Source organism: Winogradskyella sp. (genome assembly GCF_028282165.1).
Classification (GTDB): domain Bacteria; phylum Bacteroidota; class Bacteroidia; order Flavobacteriales; family Flavobacteriaceae; genus Winogradskyella.
The window spans coordinates 217632-238007 of the sequence record NZ_JANQIM010000033.1 but is presented as its reverse complement, the minus strand read 5'-3'; the positions used below and the strand labels follow the sequence as shown (position 1 = coordinate 238007).

Here is a 20376-nt window from a genome sequence, read left to right as displayed (position 1 = left end):
ACGTAGATACAATAACTAAATGGCTAAACAACAAATAGCTGTCGGCCTTATTGGTAACTCCTTAAGTTTTTGGTGCTTATTCCGTTGCGCTGATGCTCTACAAGTGCCAAAATCTGTAGTAAGGCATCTTCATCCTTTAAATCGATACTTGCCAAGACATTCCTGTTTAGTTTCAAAGGCAAATCGTCATCCACACCTAAAATGATGAATTTAGCATGTATGCCCTTGAAGCCTATAGCATTAATGATATCCTTGGCATTGAGTCCCCTGAGATGCTGCTCTAAAAGACAAATTTTACAATTATGGCGAACAATATAATCTAAAGCATCAAATCCATAATCCGTGATGTATACATGGTTAAGGCCTATACTTTCGAGGGATTTTGCTAAGCGATATATCTGTTTTTCACTACTATGGGCAATGACAACTTTCAAAAGTTAATATGTTAGCGTTAGGGAGAGCAAATTAAGTATTAGGCATACCTAATAAAATACGAAGCCGTACGTATTTTTTAAGTATTGCTACTTAGTTTATTGGGATAAAATGGTACTTCGATTCATCAAAGCCCAATTAGTTAAGACATTATTTTCTTTTTTGAGTCCTAATTTATCAATAATATTACTGCGATGCTTTTCTATAGTTCTTATAGAAAGTGATAGTGATTCTGCGATCTCTTGATTGGATATTTTTTGGGCTATGAGCTTAAGTATTTTCGTTTCAGATAGTGTTAATAAATTAAGACGCTTTAATTCTTCCGTAGCCTCCATGATCGGTTGTGCATCAATAGACTTACTGAAATACACATTTCCAGCAACTACCTCATCGATACAGCGCTCTATTTCAAAAAAACTATCTTCCTTTAATAAATAGCCATTGATCTGAAATGTTTTGGCCTGTACCAGATAATAGGATTCCTTATGAAAGGAGAGAATGATAAACTTTGTTCCTGAACTTTTTTCGCGCGCCATCTTTATGACTTCAAATCCATTAAGAATTGGCATATCTATATCTAAAAAGGCGATGGTTGGTTTTAGTTTCAAAATAAGTTCTAAAGCCTTGATCCCGTTGTCAGCTTGACCAATAACGGTATAGCCACTATTTGAAAGTTCGTCGTTTAAACCTTTTAACAACATAGGGTGGTCGTCAGCCACAATAACGGTAATATCTTCTTTGTTCATCTTAAATAGGGATATTTAATGTCATTACAGTGCCCTTGTTCTTCTCACTATCAAGACTCAGTTGTGCTCCAATAATTTTAGCCCGTTCAAATAAGGTCTTTAGACCTAAACTTAGTGATTTATTTTTAGTTTCTATGTTAAAACCTTTTCCATTATCACTTACCGATATATAGATTTTATGGTTCCTTTTACTTACTTCCATTTTAACAGCTTTGGCTTCGGCATGCTTTACTATATTACTTAAAGACTCTTGAATAATTCTATAAACATGCAACTCTGCTTCCTTAGACAATACGTTATCAATATTCTCGATATCTTCTGTAAAAAACAAGTCTGTATTGGCATTGATATCATACACCAGAGCATTGATGGCCTGAGTCAATCCCAATCGTTCGAGATTTGAAGGGTGAAGCCCTCTTGAGATCGTTCGCACTTCATCTAAGGTATCCTTCGCTAATGATTCAGCACTGTGATCACCACTATTTTTAGTAGTCTTACTCAATAGCATCAATTTTTGACCGACACTATCGTGTAATTCGCGGGCTAAACGCGATCGTTCTTGCTCTTGCTCCTGAATAAGATCTTGAGAGAACTGCTCTTGCATATTCTGTTTTGCCAATGCAAATTTTCGTGAACGGATTAAATAAACTATAGAAAACATTGCCAGTAAGCCCAAGCCGCCAAAAACAAGCCATTGCTGTTTGACCTTATTTTTGGTGTCCAACAAACTAATTTTAGACTCTTGTGCAGCAATTTTAGAATCGCGTTTTTCCGTTTCATATAGCGTTTGATAATAAGAGAGCGCCCTTGCTTTTTGTACACTCTCGATGGAGTCCTTAATTTTGGTATGTATCTTTAAATGCTTTAAGGCCTGTGGTTTGTCTTTCTTAGCTTCATAGATTCGGTATAGCAATTCGTGTACTTCCATGATAACTCCATAGTCTTTAGTTCCTTGTCGCATTTCAAGGAGATCTTTAGCATTTCCCTCAGCTTTAAGTAGGTTTCCTTCTGCTAGGGAAAGTTCGATCTCCGCTTCAACATAAAGATCCTTGACACCATAATTTTCTGGGTCCCTATCTAAAAATCCTTTTAATTTACGGACATATAATCGTGCATTATCCAGACTATCGGTCGCAATATAGTCTAGCGCCAAACCCTGAAAACTGTAAGGCGAGAAGAAATCAAATTCTGGATATTCGTCAATCACGGCCAGTTTTTGTTTATTGTATGCTATACTTTTTTTATACTTGCCCTGAGCGGCATAATCATAAGCCATATTTCCTAGATTGGTTAAGTAGGCTCCGTAATCTTGCATCTTGAGGGATAAAGAATCAATTGCTAAGTACTCCTTTTCAGCCTCATCATAAAACCTATTTTGGCTATAGAGGATAGATAAGCCAATCCTTAACTTAATAATATTGAAGTAATCCTTCATTTTAGTTAATACAGAAAGTGCTTTTTGATATTCTTGGGAGGCGGAAGCAAACTCACCCATAATGGATAAAGCGTATGCCTTGTAACCTTTTGTTGTGGCATAATATATAGAATCATTCACCCCTAGAAAAAGTCGTTCGGCATCTTCATAAAAGGGAATAGATTCTTCTTCGAAACCTGACTCCAGCAAACTATCCGCACCCCCAGTGTAAAAGACCGCCAGCGACAACGAATCGGTAACCTCCCAATTCTCATCTAAAGTCGCCCTAAATAACTTTAAACCTGCTTCAGAATTTCTTCTTTGGTTTACTAAAAAGGAAATATATTCACCGGTGCGTTTTGTAGCTATATTATAATTTTGTTCTTTCTTGGCTAAATCGATGGTTGCCTTAACAATGGAATCATATTTAAACTCTGGTTTTAAATTGGAACCTACTAATTGAGATAAACTATCCATTAATTGCAGCTTTTCTGCACCTTCTGAATTGGAAATTTTAACTTTTAGCTTATTTACTTTTGACTGCAAATCTTCCTGAGAGAAGACACAAAGCGAGCAGATGAGTCCCAAAAAAAGAATCCGTTTTTTCATCATGGTTAAATCGGAATGTTTAATACTATTACAGTAGCCATATGTTCATTCCTGAAATTGATTATCCATAGAAAGAGAAGTATCGATACTATTGGAAAATACTTTTCTTTATAGTCATTATTAATTTCTAGAACAGAATGCTAATTCTAATCTATGCAAAAATAAGATATACATAAATCTGATATATACGTACCAGCTCTTATTTTATGCGTAGCAGCACTTACTCTAAATGGTGAGTGGTTTATCTTTTCCATCTTAGGAGTATGATCCAAACTATCATCTCAGGAATAGATAGAGCATTATATATAGTTTTAAATAAAAAAAGCTCCAGTCCTAACACTGAAGCTTATCCTTTGTACAGGCGGCGAGACTTACTTCGACTTCGCTCAGCATAAACTTCTCGTCTCGCCTACTATAGCATTCTAGAATAATGCTCCATAAAAAAAGCTCCAGTCCTAACACTGAAGCTTATCCTTTGTACAGGCGGCGAGACTCGAACTCGCACACCTCGCGGCACTAGATCCTAAGTCTAGCGTGTCTACCAATTCCACCACGCCTGCAATTAGTCCCGATATTTATCGGGTTGCAAATATACATAATAGTTTCAATATTCAAATAGCAACCCATTAAGAAATATTCGGATTACTTTTTCTTATTTTTGTTAGAAATCACATACTAAATATGCAAAATATAAATTCCTACATCAACGAACACCAACAACGGTTTATAGACGAACTCATAGAGCTTTTAAAAATCCCATCAATTAGTGCAGATTCTACTTATAAAAGTGACGTGCTTAAAACAGCAGAAGCTATTAAAATAAGTCTTGAAGATGCAGGGTGCGACCACATAGAAATTTGTGAAACAGATGGCTATCCCATTGTATATGGTGAAAAAATAATTGATAAAAATCTACCAACGGTTCTTGTATATGGTCATTACGACGTGCAACCGCCAGATCCTTTAGACCTATGGAATTCACCACCTTTTGAGCCAATAATCCAAAAAACAGAATTACATCCTGATGGAGCTATTTTTGCTAGAGGTGCTTGCGATGATAAAGGTCAAATGTATATGCATGTAAAAGCATTAGAATATATGACAAGGCATGATGCATTACCATGTAATGTAAAGTTTATGATTGAGGGTGAAGAAGAGGTAGGAAGCGAAAACCTAGGCATATTTGTGGCTAATAATAGGGAAAAACTCGAAAACGATGTTATCCTCATTTCAGATACAGGTATGATCTCTAAAGATGTCCCCTCAATTACTACAGGATTAAGAGGCTTGAGTTATGTTGAAGTGGAAGTCACAGGTCCAAATCGCGATTTACATTCCGGTCTTTACGGAGGTGCTGTGGCCAATCCTATTAATATCTTAACAAAGATGATTGCTTCACTTCATGACGAAAACAATCACATAACCATTCCAGGATTTTACGATAGAGTAGAGAATCTTTCGGATGCAGAACGTGCCGAAATGGCAAAGGCTCCTTTTTCACTTGAAGCTTATAAAAATGCACTAGATATCGATGCTGTTTATGGTGAAGAGGGCTATACTACTAACGAGCGTAACTCTATTCGCCCAACACTAGATGTGAATGGAATATGGGGCGGCTACATTGGTGAAGGAGCAAAGACGGTTATTGCCAGCAAGGCTTATGCAAAAATTTCGATGCGTTTAGTACCTCATCAAGATTGGGAAGAGGTTACAGCACTATTTAAATCTCATTTTGAAAGTATCGCTCCAAAAGGAGTTAAAGTAAAAGTAACACCTCATCATGGCGGACAAGGATATGTAACTCCAATAGACAGTATTGGTTATCAAGCGGCCTCTAAAGCTTATGAACAGACCTTTGGAAAAACACCTATACCACAGCGTAGCGGGGGCAGTATCCCAATTGTATCGCTTTTTGAAGAAGAATTAAAAAGTAAAACTATTTTAATGGGCTTTGGGCTCGATAGTGATGCTATACATTCGCCTAACGAACACTTTGGAATTTGGAATTATCTAAAAGGTATAGAAACTATTCCTTGGTTTTATAAATATTTCACTGAACTAAAAAAGTGAAGCTTACTCTTTTATAAAGTAAACCTGTATTTATCATTTTAAAATTGCTTTTTCGGCTATAACAACTATAGGATTCATAGCGTCCTTTATTGTTCATTTTGATTATTGAATTTTTTATTCTACATTTGTAGAATATATTCTAAAACTGTAGAACATGCAATTATCAAAAACCGAGGAACAACTTATGCAATATCTATGGATACTCGAAAAGGCTTTTATGAAAGAGCTTTTAGATGCCTATCCAGAACCAAAGCCGGCAACCACAACAGTTGCTACCTTATTAAAGCGGATGATCGACAAAGGTTTTGTAGCTTATAATACTTATGGAAAATCTAGAGAGTATTACCCATTGGTAAAAAAGGAGGACTACTTTTCTAAGCACGTTAATGGTCTTATAAAAACTTTCTTTAATGATAGTGCTTCGCAGTTTGCGTCGTTCTTTACAAGAAAGACCGATCTTACCAAAGAAGAACTAGAGGAACTAAAATCCATCATTGATCAAGAAATTAAAAACAAGTAGCTATGGACATGTATTTATTAAAATTTTCGGCCTGTTTATTTGTTTTTTGGCTCATTTATATTTTTTTGCTGGAGCAGCAGATAATGCATCGATTTAAACGATTTTATCTTTTAGGAACCATAGCTATTGCTTTAACGATCCCTCTTTTAACAATCACTTATTATGTTGAACCTATAGCCACCTATTCTAACGCTAATACAGTATTAATAGAATCCGATACTATAGAAGAGACATCTTCATTTCAATATCAGAAGGTTCTTTGGTTAGTATACACCGTTGGAACATTACTGTTTTTTGTAAGGTTTTGTATAAATCTTATAAGGCTCAACAAAAAAATATCTAAAAACGAAAAGATCTACGAACGTTCATTCATCTATATTTTACTCCAAGAGGACCGTGTACCTCATTCATTCTTCAAGTATATCTTTTTAAATAAGATAAATTTCGAAAACGGAACAATTCCAAAAGAAGTCCTATTGCACGAAGAAACACATGCTAAACAATGGCATAGTTTAGATATTGTTATTCTAGAATTATTACAGATTGCTTTTTGGTTTCATCCATTGATTTACATCCTAAAACACCATGCTAAGCTTAATCATGAGTTTTTAGCGGATGAATCTGTATTAGAAGAAGGTGTTAACACAAAAACCTATCAAAACATACTATTACAATTCTCGTCTCCAGACGGTTATCGAGATCATCAGAATTGTCAACTCTCAAGCGCAATTAATTATTCATCATTCAAAAAACGATTTACAGTCATGAAAACACAAACATCAAAAACCAAAATGTGGTGGAGTATCTCTTTACTTCTTCCTGTTATCGCAATTCTATTCTTAAGTTTTGCCGACTATAATAAGGTCATAAAAAATACGGTTAAAAAACCAACTACCGAGAACAGAACGGAGCATTTTACACAAAGTCAAAACAAAACTTACAATCCTTCGTTCTTGGAGTACATCATTGAAATGGAAAAACTAGGTGCTTCCTTTTATTTAGATGGCAAAAAAATAAGTTCGGAAAAAGCAAAATTTATTGCTCAAAACAATAAAGGAAAACGAACAGATATGTTAACCCAAAAAGATGAAAATGGGCTATATCTTGTAAAGCTATCGTCACCTGTAAAAATCCAACAGCAAAAAGAGGCTACAAAAAAGCAAGTAGCAGAATACAATAAACTTGCAAAATATTATAATACGGTTTTAAAAGAGAAGCAGACCAAAATTTTACTAAAGGATGTTGAAAAACTCAAATACCTATATAGTATAATGTCCGTCGAACAAAGAAAAAGTGCTGAGCCTTTTCCTGATTTTCCAGAGCCTCCTCAACCACCTCCTGCACCAGAAAAAGCTAACCTTAGTGTAAAAAAACTTAATGAAGTTGAGCCACCTGCACCACCTAAATCATTAAAAGCTCGTAAAATAAGAGAGCCCGAAGCACCCGTAAAAGCTTTAACTGTTGAAGAAAAAGAAAATATGAGGAAACAAATTAAGGCTTATAAAGAAAAACATCCTAAAAAGATGGTCGAAGTAGAAGCGATTGAAGCTCCTACAAAGGAGTTAAAAGAAATTACACCGCCACCGCCACCACCGCCACCATCGCCTTTAGATTTTGTAATTAAGATGGCAAAAAGAGACGCTATATTCTATTATGAATCTAAGCAGATTTCGTCTGATAAGGCTATTGAGCTACTAAAAAAGAATTCTGAATTGAATGTGAGATCCAAAAAAACAGATACTAAACCATTAATATATATTTCAAAAGAACCAATGGTCATTGACGTTAGAAAAAAGACTCCTAAAGGAAGTAAAGGTGAGCCAAATCCTAGATATTAAAACTGCTCTTAATAGACCCTGCTCTAAGAAAAGCTATTCATTAATTAGTTTAAAAAATGAAATATTTAAGGCAAATACGATAATCCTTTTCGGGTTTTCCAGAGAAAATACTTTTCAAATAGCACCTTACCGAAATCGTAAAGTACATTTGGAATCATTATGGCAAACGTTCTGGGTTTAAACAAGTGGTTACTAATAATCCAAACCTCTTTTTTACCAGCATCCATGATACATAGTCCAGGAATTTTACCCCAAGGCTTTTCTTTAAGGGTCTTCCCTTTTTCAAAACGAAGGATATTTATGGCAACTACCTTTCCTGTCTCATCAGAAGGATATCCTGTTTTTGGTCCAGAAAATGGCACCTTACCAGGCTTGAAAGGTAACTTTACATCTACGGCAATACCTGCCACCCAGATATTCTTATACTTAACATGTTGATAAGTATCATTTACAGGAATGTAGCCTGAAGGGTTCGCCTCGAGCCCTTCAGAATTGGTTACAAAGTCAACTCCTACAAATGGAGGCATCAACATGGTAAATCGACTTTCTAAGGTTTCTCCATTAGTAAGTTTCACTGAATTTTCAGTAACTTCTTCCACCGCTACTTCAATACGGTAGTGAATATTAAACATCTTCATAAAAGTCTTCAGCATGGTTTCTCCCATTGGCATACCATCAATGCCAAAATGACCTAAGTAAGTCTCTGGTGTAATCCAATACAGATCAACTTTCTTTCTTATGTTCTGTTCTCTTAACCATTTTTCGATATTAAACAAAAACTCATAAGCTGCACCCATACAACCAGCATTTTGAGTCGCACCAATCACAATAGGACCCGGATTTTTCTTGAATTCCTCAAGTGCTTTTCTCGTCTTCATAGCTCCATCTGGTGTACCAATATAATATGCATGTTGCTTAACTCCTCTGGCCACATCAAATTTCACCTTAGGCCCTGTGGCGATTACCAAATGATCATAACTAAAATCACCTTTAGTTGTAGCAACTACCTGTTTATCAGGATCTACTTTAAGTGCTTCTGCATGGACAAAATCCACACCTTTTTTTTCTAATATTTTATCTTTTCTAAATGAAATATCCTTAATGTCCCGTCTTCCAAAGGGAACCCATATTAACGAAGGGATAAATAAAAATAATGGCGATTTATCGATCATTATTACTTTGTATGAAGGATCTTTTCTTTTTAGCTCTAAAGCGGCAGTCATTCCCGCAAAATTTCCACCTATTACTACTGCTGTTTTCATGATGCCCATATTTTAAAATTCCATGAGATAATGTTCTTTCATTATCTATTACAAAATTATGAGTATATGTGAACAGGAAGTATGATAAAAATCATATTTCCGCTTGAAACCCTTGATTTTACTGGGTTAAGTAACAATTGTTACACTTATTAGGATATAAAACGGCATCATTTAAATTAGAATTAACCCATTAAACTGTAACATTTTAACAATAATGGCGTTCTAATAAACAATCAAAACGTTAATCATCAATCAATCTGCATTAATCATCTCATCAATTTGATTTGGCAGATATTAAAACAACAGTCTATGCTAAAGCAATTCTTCATCTTATGTTCTGGAGCTGACACCGATATCTTAAACGACTGTTCCATTGGCGAACAAAATAAATATGCTGGTATTGGAGCCACTGTATTTTTTACGGCTTTAATGGCTACTATAGCTTCTAGCTATGCGCTTTATACTGTTTTTGACAACCTATACACTTCTATTTTCTTCGGAATAATTTGGGGTTTGCTCATCTTTAATCTAGATCGCTATATCGTTTCTACCATAAAGAAACGCGATAATGTTTTGGACGAGATTCTACAAGCCACTCCCAGAATTTTCCTAGCTGTTATTATAGCTATTGTAATTTCCAAGCCCTTAGAGCTCAAAATTTTCGAAAAGGAAATTAACCAAGTGCTTTTAGAACAGAAAAACGATTTAACCTTGGCCAATCAAAATCAAATTGCAGAACAGTTTAATCCTAAAATTGTAGAACTAGAAAATCAAATATTGGGATTACAGTCACAAATTGACACCAAAGAAGCCGAAGTCAACGCACTTTATGACACTTACATTACAGAAGCCGAAGGTACTGCAGGCACTATGAAATTAGGCAAAGGCCCTGTTTATAAAGAAAAGCGAGAAAAACATGATGCAGCCTTAGCTGAGCTACAACAACTAAAGACCGATAACAGAGCTAAGATATCAGTGCTTGAAAGTGAAATCACTACTTTGCAGAATAATTATAAAACCAACGTTGCCGAGTCACAACCCGTTATCGACAACTTTGACGGTTTAATGGCACGTGTCAATGCCTTGGGTAAGTTACCCTGGTTGCCCTCATTTTTTATATTCTTATTGTTTTTGGCCATTGAAACCTCACCAATCATAGCTAAACTATTATCTCCAAAAGGCGAATACGATTTTAAGCTCGAAGACCAAGAAACTGTGGTTCAAAGTTGGACCATGCAACAGGTTGCCGAACGTAAGCTCCTTGTAAAAACCGACAATGACATTAACAACAAGGTTTATACTGAAATTGCTGATGAAGAAGAGGTAATGAATTACAAACGCAAAAAGGCAAGGGAACTGATGCAACATCAAGCTGATGCATTCTTAAAAAAGCAAAAAGGCGTACTTTAACCTTTAAGTTTATTACTTTTAAGCTTGAATCTAAATTCGAGCTCATGAAATATTTATTCTTACTGTTCATCATCCTATGTAGCACAAGCTGTATTTCTGTAAAAGCAGACATCACTACTGATAACAATACGTATACCACTGAAGATAATCTAGCGGAAGCTGGAATAAGACTCGTTATGGAAAAACAGGAAATTGCTTGGAATAATCATGACCTGGAAGGTTTTATGGAAGGCTACTGGAAAAGTAAAGATCTTAAGTTTTATGGCTCAAATGGATTAACTCTTGGTTGGGATGATACGCTCGCAAGATATAAGAAGGCTTATCCGACAAAAGCTGAAAGTGGTAGGTTGAATTTCACTATTAATGATATTTCTAGGATAGAAAGAGACAATTATTGGGTTATGGGAGAGTATCACTTAAAACGTGAAACTGGTGATGCAGAGGGTGTGTTTATCATCATTTTTAAAAAAATCAATAGCGAATGGAAAATCATCGCTGATATGTCTTGTTAAAACCTAAAAAGCAAAAGTGTTTCCAAGAGTATTAATCTGTCAGGAAAAATACAAGTCGGAAACACTATATTTTAAATCTTATATCCAACAATATGCTGCTACGCAGCTACAGTAGAATTCTCTTGATTCTTAAAGTGATCATATAATTCTTTACAGCCAAGGCCAATTATAGACAACTTTTTTGATTTGGTAATGGATTCGTTGTGCAATCTTGCCAAAGCCATAACGCCTGCTCTATCTATACTTTCAACACTTTCAATATCCAAAAGTATATCATCCAACTCATCAAAGATGTTAGCGAAATGTGCATTAAAGGTTTTGAGACTTAACTTATTAAGGGTCCCTTTAATCTGAAAACGGTTGTTGTAGCTAGTAATTTGTAAATCCATAATACATAATGTTAAATCATTAATACTAAATTTTGGGGCTATTAATCTGTAAATTTGGTGCTATTAATTCAGAGGGATGACCTCAATATCCGACATATTCTCTAGTCATTTCTAGAAATTCGATAAATGGCAATTTTGACTAGTTTATTTGAAATGGATTGTTCATTTTTTCGATAAACAACACATTTCTAAATAGATATAATGTAAGAAAAATTAATTAGGATTTATTGAAGTCTTTACGATTAGGATTAATTTACGGAATAGACAACTCTATTTCAATTTTAACGATAGTCCACTACTTTTGTAATATGAAGTATAACCTTAAGGTCTTGATTATGGTAATCTTGGCATTAATTACTATTTATGGATTGGTGACAGGCAGCTATCTATTTTTAGTACTGATGTTTCCAATAGGGTTTAGTCTATTCAGAAAAAAAGATTCTGATGAATCATAATTGAATCAATTAAACAATTGCTCCCTAACTTTTTTAGGTAATCCTTTTACCACCATATCGTAAGAGTGGTCTATGAGCTCTAAGATTAATTTAGGAGGCAACTCGCCTGTGTGAATATAGACACTATTCCATTGTTGTTTGTGCATATGATACCCTGGTTTTACACTATCGAACTCAGCTCGCAGTTCTTGTGCATATTCTGGGTCGCATTTAAGATTAATAAAAGCATCACCTTCTTCCCAACGCTTTAATGACGCCAACGCAAACATCTTGTTACAGACCTTAAACACCAAAGTATCATCATCAAAAGGAAAATGCTCTGTGACCTCTTTTTTAGCTATACAATAATCTCTGTAATCTTCAATGGTCATAATTAATTACAATTTTTAAAAATATCATCTAATGAATCGTAGGTGCCCAATAGAATTGTGTTCATTTCTATTGCATTATTCCAGGCAAGTATAAATTCATCCAATTGATCTTTTCCTTGTAAAAAAGAACCTTTCAACAAAAGATCCAACCACTCTTTATTAGCTAAATTATTCTTTGCTTGAAACTGATACAATTCTTCCAAACTTGTTATACAATTAAAGCTAGTGACATTAATGTAATTGGTCTGCTTATAAGACTGCCATATTACATCATTAAGATCTACCAATGCTAATTTAGACCTTACCAGCATGGTCATATCACCTCGTACCTGAACAGTGTTTTTATGACTTACATTTGTTTCAAATTCTAAATTTTCTATTATGCCATTAGCATTTCTTCTAAATATTTCTATAGAATCTTTATGTATAAATATTTGGTTTTCAGCATTTATTTTAGAAAGCACATAAGAGGATCTATGGTACATTGATCTGCAAATGGAATCATAAGCAATCAGTTCTTCTTTATTGTTCTTTATCTCTTGCTTAACCATTTCCAAGGCATTAAGTTTTGACTTATTTAAACGCCTATCTTCATAATAATCCGTCAAATACAAGCCAGCGATGACACCAAACATGGTTGAAAATAGGGTAATTACCCAATTATCTTTGAAGAATCTTGAAAGCTTCATAACATTTCTCCTATGATTTTAATTGTTTTGGTGTATGGTCTTCAATTTTTAAGGCTGAATAATCTAAAGTCCAACCGATAGTTTCAACCAAGTTTTCAATCAACTGTATGGCTTCTAAGGCTTCTTGTTTTGCCACATTGTATAAGCCACTCTCCGGAATTTTATCCCTAATATGTGCTTTGGCCTTTGAATGCAACTCGGTAAGGTCTGATGCCTCAAACTTATTAAACATACCATCTTGCTTATCGTAATAATTAATATTACTTTCTATAGACAATACTTCTGGTTGCGGAAAGTGTGAGAGTATTACAGTTTTGGATTTTGGATGGGAGGTCATTTGCACTTTGCTTAAATCAAAACCAACGTGTGCTTTGGCATTTATAACGACTAAAGCTTTCTTTTTGCTCGAAATCATTTTCAAGAACTTTTCCTTGACATCTTCATAATGGTAGATTTCGGCAAAGTCTCCTTCAACGGTAATAAACTTACAGACGCGCTTAATTTTATCCAATAACACTACGGATTGTTCATTGGCTTTCTTTTTAGTCTGCCATTGTCTAAATATGGTAACCAACCCTAAGGTGACAAGAATACTAATGATGATTATAAAAAATGTTTCCATAACTCTATACGTTGGACACTTAAACCTTAGAAATGTTACATACTAATCTAATATCTGATATAAAATGGGTTTACTTGGCGTAGCATCATTTTCGAAAGGTGCTATTTGTAGGTTCAGCATGTAAGTGCCATCCTTTATCTTATTAGAAACATAAATAAACTCAGTGATTGTGGCATCTGTTCTCAGTTTTCCTTGAGTATTCCAAAATGCATTATGGCCTTTTAGTACGCCTCCATCTTCTTCTCGGTCTACACTTGGCAAGTCTATTAATAAATGCTTTATACCTTTTTTAACGAGCAGTTTTATGGCATCTTCCTGAAAATAAGTCCAATTGGTATTTGAATATTGTTTTGACTTCTTTTCCCTAGTATTAGGGAGTGTTCGCATAACCAAGGCATCACGTTTTTTATTTCCAATTGCAAACTGCAGTTGTTTAGCAGAAATAATATAATCCTCCCCAAATTTCTCAGGTGCAACGGTGACCACTTCTGCCAAAAAGAAGAACTGCTTCAGATATTTATTTATAGAATATTTCTTTTTCGTAATGTGGCCAACGGTTTCGGTATGCGTGCCATGCGAATGTGGGTTAAACGTTATGGTATTAAAATTGACCGAAGCCCCTTCTTCGACACTGATGATTCCATTTTCAAAAACCTCAGGTTCAATTTTTGGAGGGCCAATATACCATGCATTAACATTAGGTTTATCAGCTCTAATCGCTATTGAAAGATCTAAAGGCTGCGATAAATCTATTTTTAGTTTTTTAGAGTGGTATTGTATGGTTGTTATCATTTATGCTGAACTTGTTTCAGTTTTAGTTTATTTGAAAGGATTCAGGCGAATCCCTTCTGCATTCTAGGTTCATTCTAAAAATCCTGAAGCTAGTTGAGGATAAAGAGCTTACTCGCAATTCCATCACTTAAAAACTGTCCTTTTTTAGTAACTCTTAAATGCTCATCATCAATATACAACAAATGTTGATTAATAAAAACATTAGCTTGCTCCAATAGGTAATTATTAAAAACTGTGCCAAAATCGTTTTCAACCTTAGTTAATGAAACACCCCAAATGGTACGCAAGCCTGTCATTACATATTCGTTATACCGATCCGTTTTAGTGAGCGTTTCTATCTCGATAGGCAACTTATTTTGTTGAATGGATTTGATGTACTTTGTGTTGTTTCTCACGTTCCAACCGCGTTGTTTTCCATTAAATGAATGTGCGGAAGGTCCAATTCCCAAATAGGGTTTCCCTTGCCAATAAGCGGAATTATTTTTACTAAAGTAGCCTTCCTTACCAAAATTGGAAAGTTCATAATGCATATAGCCTTCAGCCTCTAGACGCTCCTTTAAGAGGTAAAATTGTTCGTGAGCCTGCTCGTCATCTACATCAGCTATAATTCCTTTTTTAATAAATGACGCCAAAGCCGTTTTAGGTTCTACAGTTAAAGCATAACTTGAAATATGTGGTACATTAAAGCTCAAAGCTATTTCAATATTTTTTAGCCACTGCGTGTCGGATGCGCCAGGAATACCATAAATTAAATCGAGTGAAATATTTTCAAAGTATTTTACGGCCTCTTCCAAACAGGCTTTTGCTTCTTCAGCATTATGGGCACGGTTCATTAGTTTTAAATCAGTCTCGAAAAAAGATTGTATGCCTATGGATAATCGGTTAATTGGGCTTTTAGACAATTTGACGATTCGATCCTTAGATAAATCATCTGGATTGGCTTCTAAAGTAGTTTCTGGATGGTCTATTACATTATAATTGTTATGAACGGTATCGATCAAAAATTGCAGTTCGTCATTTGCGAGTAGCGAGGGTGTGCCTCCCCCAAAATATATAGTTTCAACTAAAGTATTCTCAAATTCTGCTTTGCGTAGTTCCAGTTCTTTTCCAAGAGCCTCAATGAGTTCGTCTTTCTTTTTTAATGAGGTGGAAAAATGGAAATCACAATAATAACAAGCTTGTTTGCAAAATGGAATATGGATGTAGATGCCGCTCATTTTCAGTGGTCAGTTTTTAGCTATAGTTTACAATTCACAAAATTCGATACAATCACCTTAAATGTATAATGAGACTGTATACAGTTTACTTTTTCACTCTATCCTCATTCTGCTTAACAAAAGCCGCCCAACCTGTATAGCTTTTACCAACCTCAACCTTACCCTGATTATAAAAATGACAAACTGCTGCCGCTAGACCATCGGTTGAATCCAAGTTTGCAGGTAGTTCTTTAAGCTTTAAGAGACTTTGCAACATCTTTGCCACCTGCTCTTTACTGGCATTACCGTTACCAGTAATGGCCATTTTAATTTTCTTGGGCGAATACTCTGTAATTGGCACTTCCCGAGACAACCCTGCTGCCATAGCCACACCTTGGGCTCTTCCCAACTTTAGCATGCTCTGTACATTTTTTCCAAAAAAAGGAGCTTCAATGGCTATTTCATCAGGATGATAGGTATCAATAAGTTCTACAGTACGCTCAAAGATGAGTTTTAGCTTTAGGTAATGGTCATTGTACTTTTTAAGTTGTAATTCATTAAGTTGCATAAACGTCATCGTTTTACCAACAACTTTTATAAGCCCAAAACCCATAATGGTGGTTCCCGGATCAATCCCTAATATAATTTTCTCTCTACCCATTAAACTACTTAAAAGTTAAAAACTATTGCTTATTAATATCTTTCTCCTCTGCAGGAACGGAAAACATTATGGGCAATGAATATGCTACAACAACTATTTCACCTTGATGTTCCCCTGGAATAAAATCTGGCAACAACTTTACTACGCGTTCCGCTTCTTTTTCTATTTCAGGATGTGGCCCACGAGCTTTAACTTCAATTACCTTGCCCGATTTATCAAACTTAAAAAGAACAAGAATACGCTTTTTGCCTGATGGAAGTCCAAGTTTAGTTCCTAAACCTGTATTAAAATTTTTTATAGTATGCTGTTGTAAAAACTCAACAACACATTTTTTCTTTTCTGCTTTTGCTTTTACGCTCTTGCAATCTAATGGATAAGGGATATTATCTACAACTGCAAATGGGATAAAATCAAGTTCTTCTTGGTTAGTTATTTCAATTTTTTCAGTAATCTCAACTTCCTTGGCACCCTGTTCCTTCAACTCTTTTTTAACTTCTTTTTCTTGAGCATGACTTAAGCTAAAAATAAATATTGAAAAACATCCAAACAGTATTAAATTCTTGATTTTTAAATTAACCTTTAATCCTGATAGCTTCATAGTCGTTCTTTAATTAATAGATAACGAATCATTTATTATTGGCCTCAAATTCTATCCCATATCATATTACATGGCTCATTAGAATTTTTAAGACTATTTTAATCACAATACTGGCAACCACTTAAGGACACTGCCAATCCAAAAGTAAGATTAAACACATTCCCATTAAATGCACCTAATCCACTTAAGACAGGATCATAGTCATCCAACGAGGTTAAACCATAAATATAAGCGATATCTGTATAAATGGATACTTTCTCGTTTATGGCATAATGCACCTCTAACCCGCCTAAAATATTTAAATACGATTGTTCATTATCGCCTAAATTACCTAAAGGTGTAACAAAGCTGAATCCTGGCCCTGCATGTAATATTGTTCGTAATCGTTGCGGCAAAAACCCAATAAACTCTGTCGGATCTAAGACAAACTGAGCATTTACACGAGCGTAGTTCACTTTAAATTCTGGGGATCCATCGTCATTCTTAAAACGATTAAATCCATAATCTAATTTTACACCGTATGCCCGTTTAAACATGTGCTGTATCCCTATATTTACTGTAGGGAAATTAACTGATTGCGCAAAGGCTCCATCCACAAACCCATCTGTATTAGGGTAATTGAAACCTACTGCAAAAAGTGCTTTCCATTTGCTGGTATCCTTAAATTGCCCGTAGCTTCTTAAGTTCATAAAAAGACCAATTAAAATAAAGAGACATGGTTTTAAAAAGTGCTTCATATGTGAGTTTTTGGTTTAATTTGCAGCATGCTTTACAGTGTACCCTACAAAACTAAGCAATTCTTGTTTGTGCTTATTAAGTTAAGTATTGTTGTTGGTGCTTTTTATTTTATATATGAAAAGCTTACGGAAAATGAAAATCTAGAATTCAGCGAATTTTTAGCATTTTTAAATGAAAATGACACATTTTCGACCAAAAATGCTCTTTTTTTAATCGTTTTGAGCGTTCTTAATTGGTTTTTTGAAATCTTAAAATGGAACTATTTAGTAAAAACTGTAAAGCAAATTTCTTTTAAGGAAGCCTTAGAGCAAAGTTTAGGTGGGTTAACTGCTTCACTTATTACTCCAAATCGTATTGGTGATTACGGAGCAAAAGCCATCTACTACTCCAGACCGTTTAGAAAACGCATTGTTTTGATGAATCTTTTGGGAAATATCGCTCAAATGACCATAACCACTTGTTTTGGTATTGTTGGATTGATCATATTTGTTAATCGCTATCAAATCGAAGTTGATTATTATAAAATCGCAATGCTTCTTTTCATAATACTAGCAATAGGTACACTTGCCGCTTTTGGAATTAAACATAGTCAAATTAGTATTAAAGGCTATTCCATTAATAGAATTATAGAATCCATTAAAACTATCTCTTTTAAAACACACACTATCAACCTCTTATTGTCGCTCGTCCGTTACTTAGTTTTCTCTTTTCAATTTTATTACCTGCTTCATATTTTTGGAGTTGATGTTAATTACTCCAACGCAATGACTGTTATTACAAGCATGTATTTTTTAGCTTCAATTATACCATCTATTTCTATTTTTGATGTCCTCATAAAAGGAAGTGTTGCTGTTTTCTTATTTGGTTATGTACAAGTCAATGAACTCACCATTTTATCAATTATAACAATAATGTGGTTGTTAAACTTTGCTATTCCCAGTTTATTTGGAAGTTATTTTGTATTGAATTTTAAACTTCCTAAAATCGAAGAATGACATCTATTATAGCCATAATAATCATTATTATTTACCTTATCCTCATGGGCAGTCTCACTTATGGTTTTGATAATGTTGAAACGTATAAACTTCAGGATTTAAAAGCAAATACGAAGTTTTCAATTATAATTCCATTTAGGAATGAAGCTAATAATTTACCCAAACTCCTTAATTCTATCTTTAATTTGAATTATCCTAAAGACTTGTTTGAAGTTATATTGGTTGATGATGACTCTAGTGATAATTCAGTGGAAGTGATTAACAATTTCATTACCAAAAAACCTTTCGACTGCGCTCAAGGTGACATTATAGTTATACCGAACATTAGAATTTCTAATTCACCTAAAAAAGATGCTATTAATTCTGCTATAGATATAGCAAAAAATGAATGGATAATAACGACCGATGCCGACTGTGTTTTGCCCAAATATTGGCTAGATACATTTGATGAATACATTCAGAACGAAACCCCAAATTGTATTGTTGCACCTGTAGCTTACTCCCAAAATCATTCATTTTTCAATCGGTTTCAAACTCTTGATTTTTTAAGTCTTCAAGCCGCCACAATTGGTGGTTTTGGGCTTAAACATCCTTTTTTGTGTAATGGTGCCAACTTTGCGTATCGAAAAACGGTTTTCAAAAGTTTAAATGGATTTAGCGGTAACTCAGACATAGCGAGTGGTGATGACATTTTTTTGTTAGAAAAATTTAAACGGCTAGACGTTGAGAGCGTAGCTTATTTAAAATCTGCACAAGCTATCGTTATTACAAATCCTGTTAAAAGTATTGGTCAATTAGTGCAACAGCGCTTACGCTGGGCTTCAAAAACAAGTCACAATCCTAATTGGTTTTCTAAAATAGTTGGATTCATTGTTTTTTTCGGGAACCTCGTTTGTGTTGCCTTACCATTCTTGTTTGTGCTAAGTTTCATAGAATTAAGAACAGCCTTAGCGTTGCTTGTCATTAAATTTGCTATTGATTTTTTGCTATTATTCAAAATAGCTCGTTTTTTTAGGCAAGAAAGTGTGCTATTGTCATATATCTTCTCTAGTCTTTTGTACCCTTTTTTTAGTGTTTATGTTGCTCTATTATCCTTATTTAAACCTTATCATTGGAAAGGTAGGGTATTTAAAAAATAACTACGCTTTCAGATATTTTTGGTAGTTTTACTAAAACCAAATCCTAGCATAATTATGAAAAAAATCATCTTATCACTTTTTGTATGTTTTGCTTTTCAACTTAGCTTTAGCCAAGACACCTACACCATAAACGGAGAAACTCTAGAACTTAAAACCGAGATTGACGGTAAATTAGATCTACTATGGAATATTATAGACGGAAATTACCGCTACTTTGTACGTAGTGAAGATGGTACTATTACTGAATTAAAAAACACAAAGAATGCAGATAATAAATTTCAGGAAGAGTACAAATCTACTTTGAGTGGGCTCACCGATGGTATGTCTACAGACAAACTGAAATTAACACTTTACAGTTTAAGAAATTACATAGATGCTTATAATGCTTCTGCGGACTCTAGCTATACCTCTACTTCTACTGAAAGTAATGTACAATTTAGACTAGGTTTTTCTGGCGGCATTACCAACAATCCCTTTGTAGGCAATCCTGACAATGAAAAAACACCAATGGTAGGTGCTGAATTAGAAATTTTCGAAGCCAATGTACTTCCAAGACATTCTGGTTTTTTACAGGTAAGGCATGCATTTGAGAGTGACGATTTTCCCTATAGTACCTCCGAATTGTCTTTAGGTTATCGTTATCGATTTATAAATAAAGAAAAATTTTCAATTTATGGCCAAGTTAAATTTGCTACCTTAAATTTCTCTAGTATCACGTTTACAAATGAAGACAATATAGAAATCGATTCAAACGAAACCTCCTTCGACATTCCTTTTATCTTTGGGGTTGGATCGGATATAAAAGTTGGGGAAAACAGTTTTATCACTATTATTTATGGTGAACTGTTTGCTTTGCTTTTAGACAATCAAGGGAATTTTTCTACGGATATTGCCATTGGTTATAAATTCAATTTATAA

General features: G+C 34.5%; 22 protein-coding genes and 1 tRNA gene. 9 read left to right on the top strand and 14 right to left on the bottom strand.

Annotation, left to right across the window (positions count from 1 at the left end; genetic code table 11):
- Positions 1 to 47 precede the first annotated feature (47 nt).
- The 4 genes from Q0972_RS13130 to Q0972_RS13115 form a co-directional block, all read right to left on the bottom strand.
- Positions 48 to 434, bottom strand: a complete 387-nt coding sequence (locus Q0972_RS13130) for a hypothetical protein (RefSeq protein ID WP_299366257.1) — start codon at positions 432 to 434, stop codon at positions 48 to 50.
- A 96-nt stretch (positions 435 to 530) separates the two neighbouring features.
- Positions 531 to 1178 (bottom strand): response regulator transcription factor, encoded by a 648-nt coding sequence (locus tag Q0972_RS13125; protein WP_299366255.1) that lies wholly within the window; start codon positions 1176 to 1178, stop codon positions 531 to 533.
- A gap of 1 nt (position 1179) precedes the next feature.
- On the bottom strand, positions 1180 to 3204 hold the full coding sequence (locus Q0972_RS13120) for a sensor histidine kinase (RefSeq protein ID WP_299366253.1): 2025 nt from the start codon (positions 3202 to 3204) through the stop codon (positions 1180 to 1182).
- Positions 3205 to 3679: 475 nt separating this feature from the next.
- Positions 3680 to 3761 (bottom strand) — tRNA-Leu (locus Q0972_RS13115).
- A 121-nt stretch (positions 3762 to 3882) separates the two neighbouring features.
- Between Q0972_RS13115 and Q0972_RS13110 the strand changes: the two genes are divergently transcribed.
- The 3 genes from Q0972_RS13110 (at position 3883) to Q0972_RS13100 (ending at position 7629) form a co-directional block, all read left to right on the top strand.
- A complete protein-coding gene (locus Q0972_RS13110) occupies positions 3883 to 5271 on the top strand; it encodes a dipeptidase (RefSeq protein WP_299366251.1) in 1389 nt (462 codons plus the stop codon).
- A gap of 154 nt (positions 5272 to 5425) precedes the next feature.
- Positions 5426 to 5791 (top strand): BlaI/MecI/CopY family transcriptional regulator, encoded by a 366-nt coding sequence (locus tag Q0972_RS13105; protein ID WP_299366249.1) that lies wholly within the window; start codon positions 5426 to 5428, stop codon positions 5789 to 5791.
- Positions 5792 to 5793: 2 nt separating this feature from the next.
- Positions 5794 to 7629 (top strand): M56 family metallopeptidase, encoded by a 1836-nt coding sequence (locus Q0972_RS13100; RefSeq protein WP_299366247.1) that lies wholly within the window; start codon positions 5794 to 5796, stop codon positions 7627 to 7629.
- A 65-nt stretch (positions 7630 to 7694) separates the two neighbouring features.
- Here the strand turns inward: Q0972_RS13100 and Q0972_RS13095 are convergent, their stop codons facing one another.
- Positions 7695 to 8891 (bottom strand): FAD-dependent oxidoreductase, encoded by a 1197-nt coding sequence (locus Q0972_RS13095; RefSeq protein ID WP_299366245.1) that lies wholly within the window; start codon positions 8889 to 8891, stop codon positions 7695 to 7697.
- A 309-nt stretch (positions 8892 to 9200) separates the two neighbouring features.
- Here Q0972_RS13095 and Q0972_RS13090 point away from each other — a divergent pair, with 309 nt between their 5' ends.
- Both Q0972_RS13090 and Q0972_RS13085 read left to right on the top strand, forming a co-directional pair.
- A complete protein-coding gene (locus Q0972_RS13090) occupies positions 9201 to 10301 on the top strand; it encodes a DUF4407 domain-containing protein (protein ID WP_299366243.1) in 1101 nt (366 codons plus the stop codon).
- A 44-nt stretch (positions 10302 to 10345) separates the two neighbouring features.
- Positions 10346 to 10813, top strand: a complete 468-nt coding sequence (locus tag Q0972_RS13085) for a nuclear transport factor 2 family protein (protein ID WP_299366241.1) — start codon at positions 10346 to 10348, stop codon at positions 10811 to 10813.
- A gap of 98 nt (positions 10814 to 10911) precedes the next feature.
- Here Q0972_RS13085 and Q0972_RS13080 read toward each other — a convergent pair whose 3' ends face one another.
- Complete coding sequence (locus tag Q0972_RS13080) at positions 10912 to 11202, bottom strand: hypothetical protein (protein ID WP_299366239.1); 291 nt, start codon at positions 11200 to 11202, stop codon at positions 10912 to 10914.
- Between the two features lie 308 nt (positions 11203 to 11510).
- Here Q0972_RS13080 and Q0972_RS13075 point away from each other — a divergent pair, with 308 nt between their 5' ends.
- A complete protein-coding gene (locus tag Q0972_RS13075; RefSeq protein ID WP_299366237.1) occupies positions 11511 to 11657 on the top strand; it encodes a hypothetical protein in 147 nt (48 codons plus the stop codon).
- A 5-nt stretch (positions 11658 to 11662) separates the two neighbouring features.
- Here Q0972_RS13075 and Q0972_RS13070 read toward each other — a convergent pair whose 3' ends face one another.
- The 8 genes from Q0972_RS13070 to Q0972_RS13035 form a co-directional block, all read right to left on the bottom strand.
- Entirely contained in the window at positions 11663 to 12028 is a 366-nt protein-coding gene (locus Q0972_RS13070) for an MmcQ/YjbR family DNA-binding protein (RefSeq protein WP_299366235.1), read from the bottom strand.
- Positions 12029 to 12030: 2 nt separating this feature from the next.
- Positions 12031 to 12717 (bottom strand): hypothetical protein, encoded by a 687-nt coding sequence (locus Q0972_RS13065; RefSeq protein WP_299366233.1) that lies wholly within the window; start codon positions 12715 to 12717, stop codon positions 12031 to 12033.
- Positions 12718 to 12727: 10 nt separating this feature from the next.
- Positions 12728 to 13339, bottom strand: a complete 612-nt coding sequence (locus Q0972_RS13060; RefSeq protein ID WP_299366231.1) for a DUF4230 domain-containing protein — start codon at positions 13337 to 13339, stop codon at positions 12728 to 12730.
- Between the two features lie 42 nt (positions 13340 to 13381).
- Entirely contained in the window at positions 13382 to 14131 is a 750-nt protein-coding gene (locus Q0972_RS13055; RefSeq protein WP_299366229.1) for a cyclase family protein, read from the bottom strand.
- A gap of 89 nt (positions 14132 to 14220) precedes the next feature.
- Positions 14221 to 15348: a radical SAM family heme chaperone HemW gene (gene hemW / locus Q0972_RS13050; protein WP_299366227.1), complete on the bottom strand. Its 1128-nt coding sequence runs from the start codon at positions 15346 to 15348 to the stop codon at positions 14221 to 14223.
- 85 nt (positions 15349 to 15433) lie between these two features.
- A complete protein-coding gene (ruvC, locus tag Q0972_RS13045) occupies positions 15434 to 15988 on the bottom strand; it encodes a crossover junction endodeoxyribonuclease RuvC (protein WP_299366225.1) in 555 nt (184 codons plus the stop codon).
- Positions 15989 to 16010: 22 nt separating this feature from the next.
- On the bottom strand, positions 16011 to 16586 hold the full coding sequence (locus Q0972_RS13040) for a hypothetical protein (RefSeq protein WP_299366223.1): 576 nt from the start codon (positions 16584 to 16586) through the stop codon (positions 16011 to 16013).
- Positions 16587 to 16684: 98 nt separating this feature from the next.
- Positions 16685 to 17323, bottom strand: a complete 639-nt coding sequence (locus Q0972_RS13035) for a cell envelope biogenesis protein OmpA (RefSeq protein ID WP_299366222.1) — start codon at positions 17321 to 17323, stop codon at positions 16685 to 16687.
- 27 nt (positions 17324 to 17350) lie between these two features.
- On the opposite strand from Q0972_RS13035, the gene Q0972_RS13030 reads away from it, so the two are divergent.
- From Q0972_RS13030 to Q0972_RS13020, 3 genes are read left to right on the top strand one after another with little or no spacing between them, the layout of a single operon-like run.
- On the top strand, positions 17351 to 18319 hold the full coding sequence (locus tag Q0972_RS13030) for a lysylphosphatidylglycerol synthase domain-containing protein (protein WP_299366220.1): 969 nt from the start codon (positions 17351 to 17353) through the stop codon (positions 18317 to 18319).
- Positions 18316 to 19458, top strand: a complete 1143-nt coding sequence (locus Q0972_RS13025) for a glycosyltransferase (protein ID WP_299366218.1) — start codon at positions 18316 to 18318, stop codon at positions 19456 to 19458. Before Q0972_RS13030 ends, Q0972_RS13025 begins: the two co-directional genes overlap by 4 nt.
- A gap of 54 nt (positions 19459 to 19512) precedes the next feature.
- Positions 19513 to 20376 (top strand): hypothetical protein, encoded by an 864-nt coding sequence (locus Q0972_RS13020; RefSeq protein WP_299366216.1) that lies wholly within the window; start codon positions 19513 to 19515, stop codon positions 20374 to 20376.

Excerpts from the sequence above, each read along its gene's own strand:
- Q0972_RS13125 (WP_299366255.1), bottom strand. The coding sequence starts at position 1,178 with ATGAACAAAGAAGATATTACCGTTATTGTGGCTGACGACCACCCTATG.
- Q0972_RS13120 (WP_299366253.1), bottom strand. The coding sequence starts at position 3,204 with ATGATGAAAAAACGGATTCTTTTTTTGGGACTCATCTGCTCGCTTTGT.
- Q0972_RS13110 (WP_299366251.1), top strand. The coding sequence starts at position 3,883 with ATGCAAAATATAAATTCCTACATCAACGAACACCAACAACGGTTTATA.
- Q0972_RS13105 (WP_299366249.1), top strand. The coding sequence starts at position 5,426 with ATGCAATTATCAAAAACCGAGGAACAACTTATGCAATATCTATGGATA.
- Q0972_RS13100 (WP_299366247.1), top strand. The coding sequence starts at position 5,794 with ATGGACATGTATTTATTAAAATTTTCGGCCTGTTTATTTGTTTTTTGG.
- Q0972_RS13095 (WP_299366245.1), bottom strand. The coding sequence starts at position 8,891 with ATGAAAACAGCAGTAGTAATAGGTGGAAATTTTGCGGGAATGACTGCC.
- Q0972_RS13090 (WP_299366243.1), top strand. The coding sequence starts at position 9,201 with ATGCTAAAGCAATTCTTCATCTTATGTTCTGGAGCTGACACCGATATC.
- Q0972_RS13085 (WP_299366241.1), top strand. The coding sequence starts at position 10,346 with ATGAAATATTTATTCTTACTGTTCATCATCCTATGTAGCACAAGCTGT.
- Q0972_RS13080 (WP_299366239.1), bottom strand. The coding sequence starts at position 11,202 with ATGGATTTACAAATTACTAGCTACAACAACCGTTTTCAGATTAAAGGG.
- Q0972_RS13075 (WP_299366237.1), top strand. The coding sequence starts at position 11,511 with ATGAAGTATAACCTTAAGGTCTTGATTATGGTAATCTTGGCATTAATT.
- Q0972_RS13070 (WP_299366235.1), bottom strand. The coding sequence starts at position 12,028 with ATGACCATTGAAGATTACAGAGATTATTGTATAGCTAAAAAAGAGGTC.
- Q0972_RS13065 (WP_299366233.1), bottom strand. The coding sequence starts at position 12,717 with ATGAAGCTTTCAAGATTCTTCAAAGATAATTGGGTAATTACCCTATTT.
- Q0972_RS13060 (WP_299366231.1), bottom strand. The coding sequence starts at position 13,339 with ATGGAAACATTTTTTATAATCATCATTAGTATTCTTGTCACCTTAGGG.
- Q0972_RS13055 (WP_299366229.1), bottom strand. The coding sequence starts at position 14,131 with ATGATAACAACCATACAATACCACTCTAAAAAACTAAAAATAGATTTA.
- hemW (WP_299366227.1), bottom strand. The coding sequence starts at position 15,348 with ATGAGCGGCATCTACATCCATATTCCATTTTGCAAACAAGCTTGTTAT.
- ruvC (WP_299366225.1), bottom strand. The coding sequence starts at position 15,988 with ATGGGTAGAGAGAAAATTATATTAGGGATTGATCCGGGAACCACCATT.
- Q0972_RS13040 (WP_299366223.1), bottom strand. The coding sequence starts at position 16,586 with ATGAAGCTATCAGGATTAAAGGTTAATTTAAAAATCAAGAATTTAATA.
- Q0972_RS13035 (WP_299366222.1), bottom strand. The coding sequence starts at position 17,323 with ATGAAGCACTTTTTAAAACCATGTCTCTTTATTTTAATTGGTCTTTTT.
- Q0972_RS13030 (WP_299366220.1), top strand. The coding sequence starts at position 17,351 with ATGCTTTACAGTGTACCCTACAAAACTAAGCAATTCTTGTTTGTGCTT.
- Q0972_RS13025 (WP_299366218.1), top strand. The coding sequence starts at position 18,316 with ATGACATCTATTATAGCCATAATAATCATTATTATTTACCTTATCCTC.
- Q0972_RS13020 (WP_299366216.1), top strand. The coding sequence starts at position 19,513 with ATGAAAAAAATCATCTTATCACTTTTTGTATGTTTTGCTTTTCAACTT.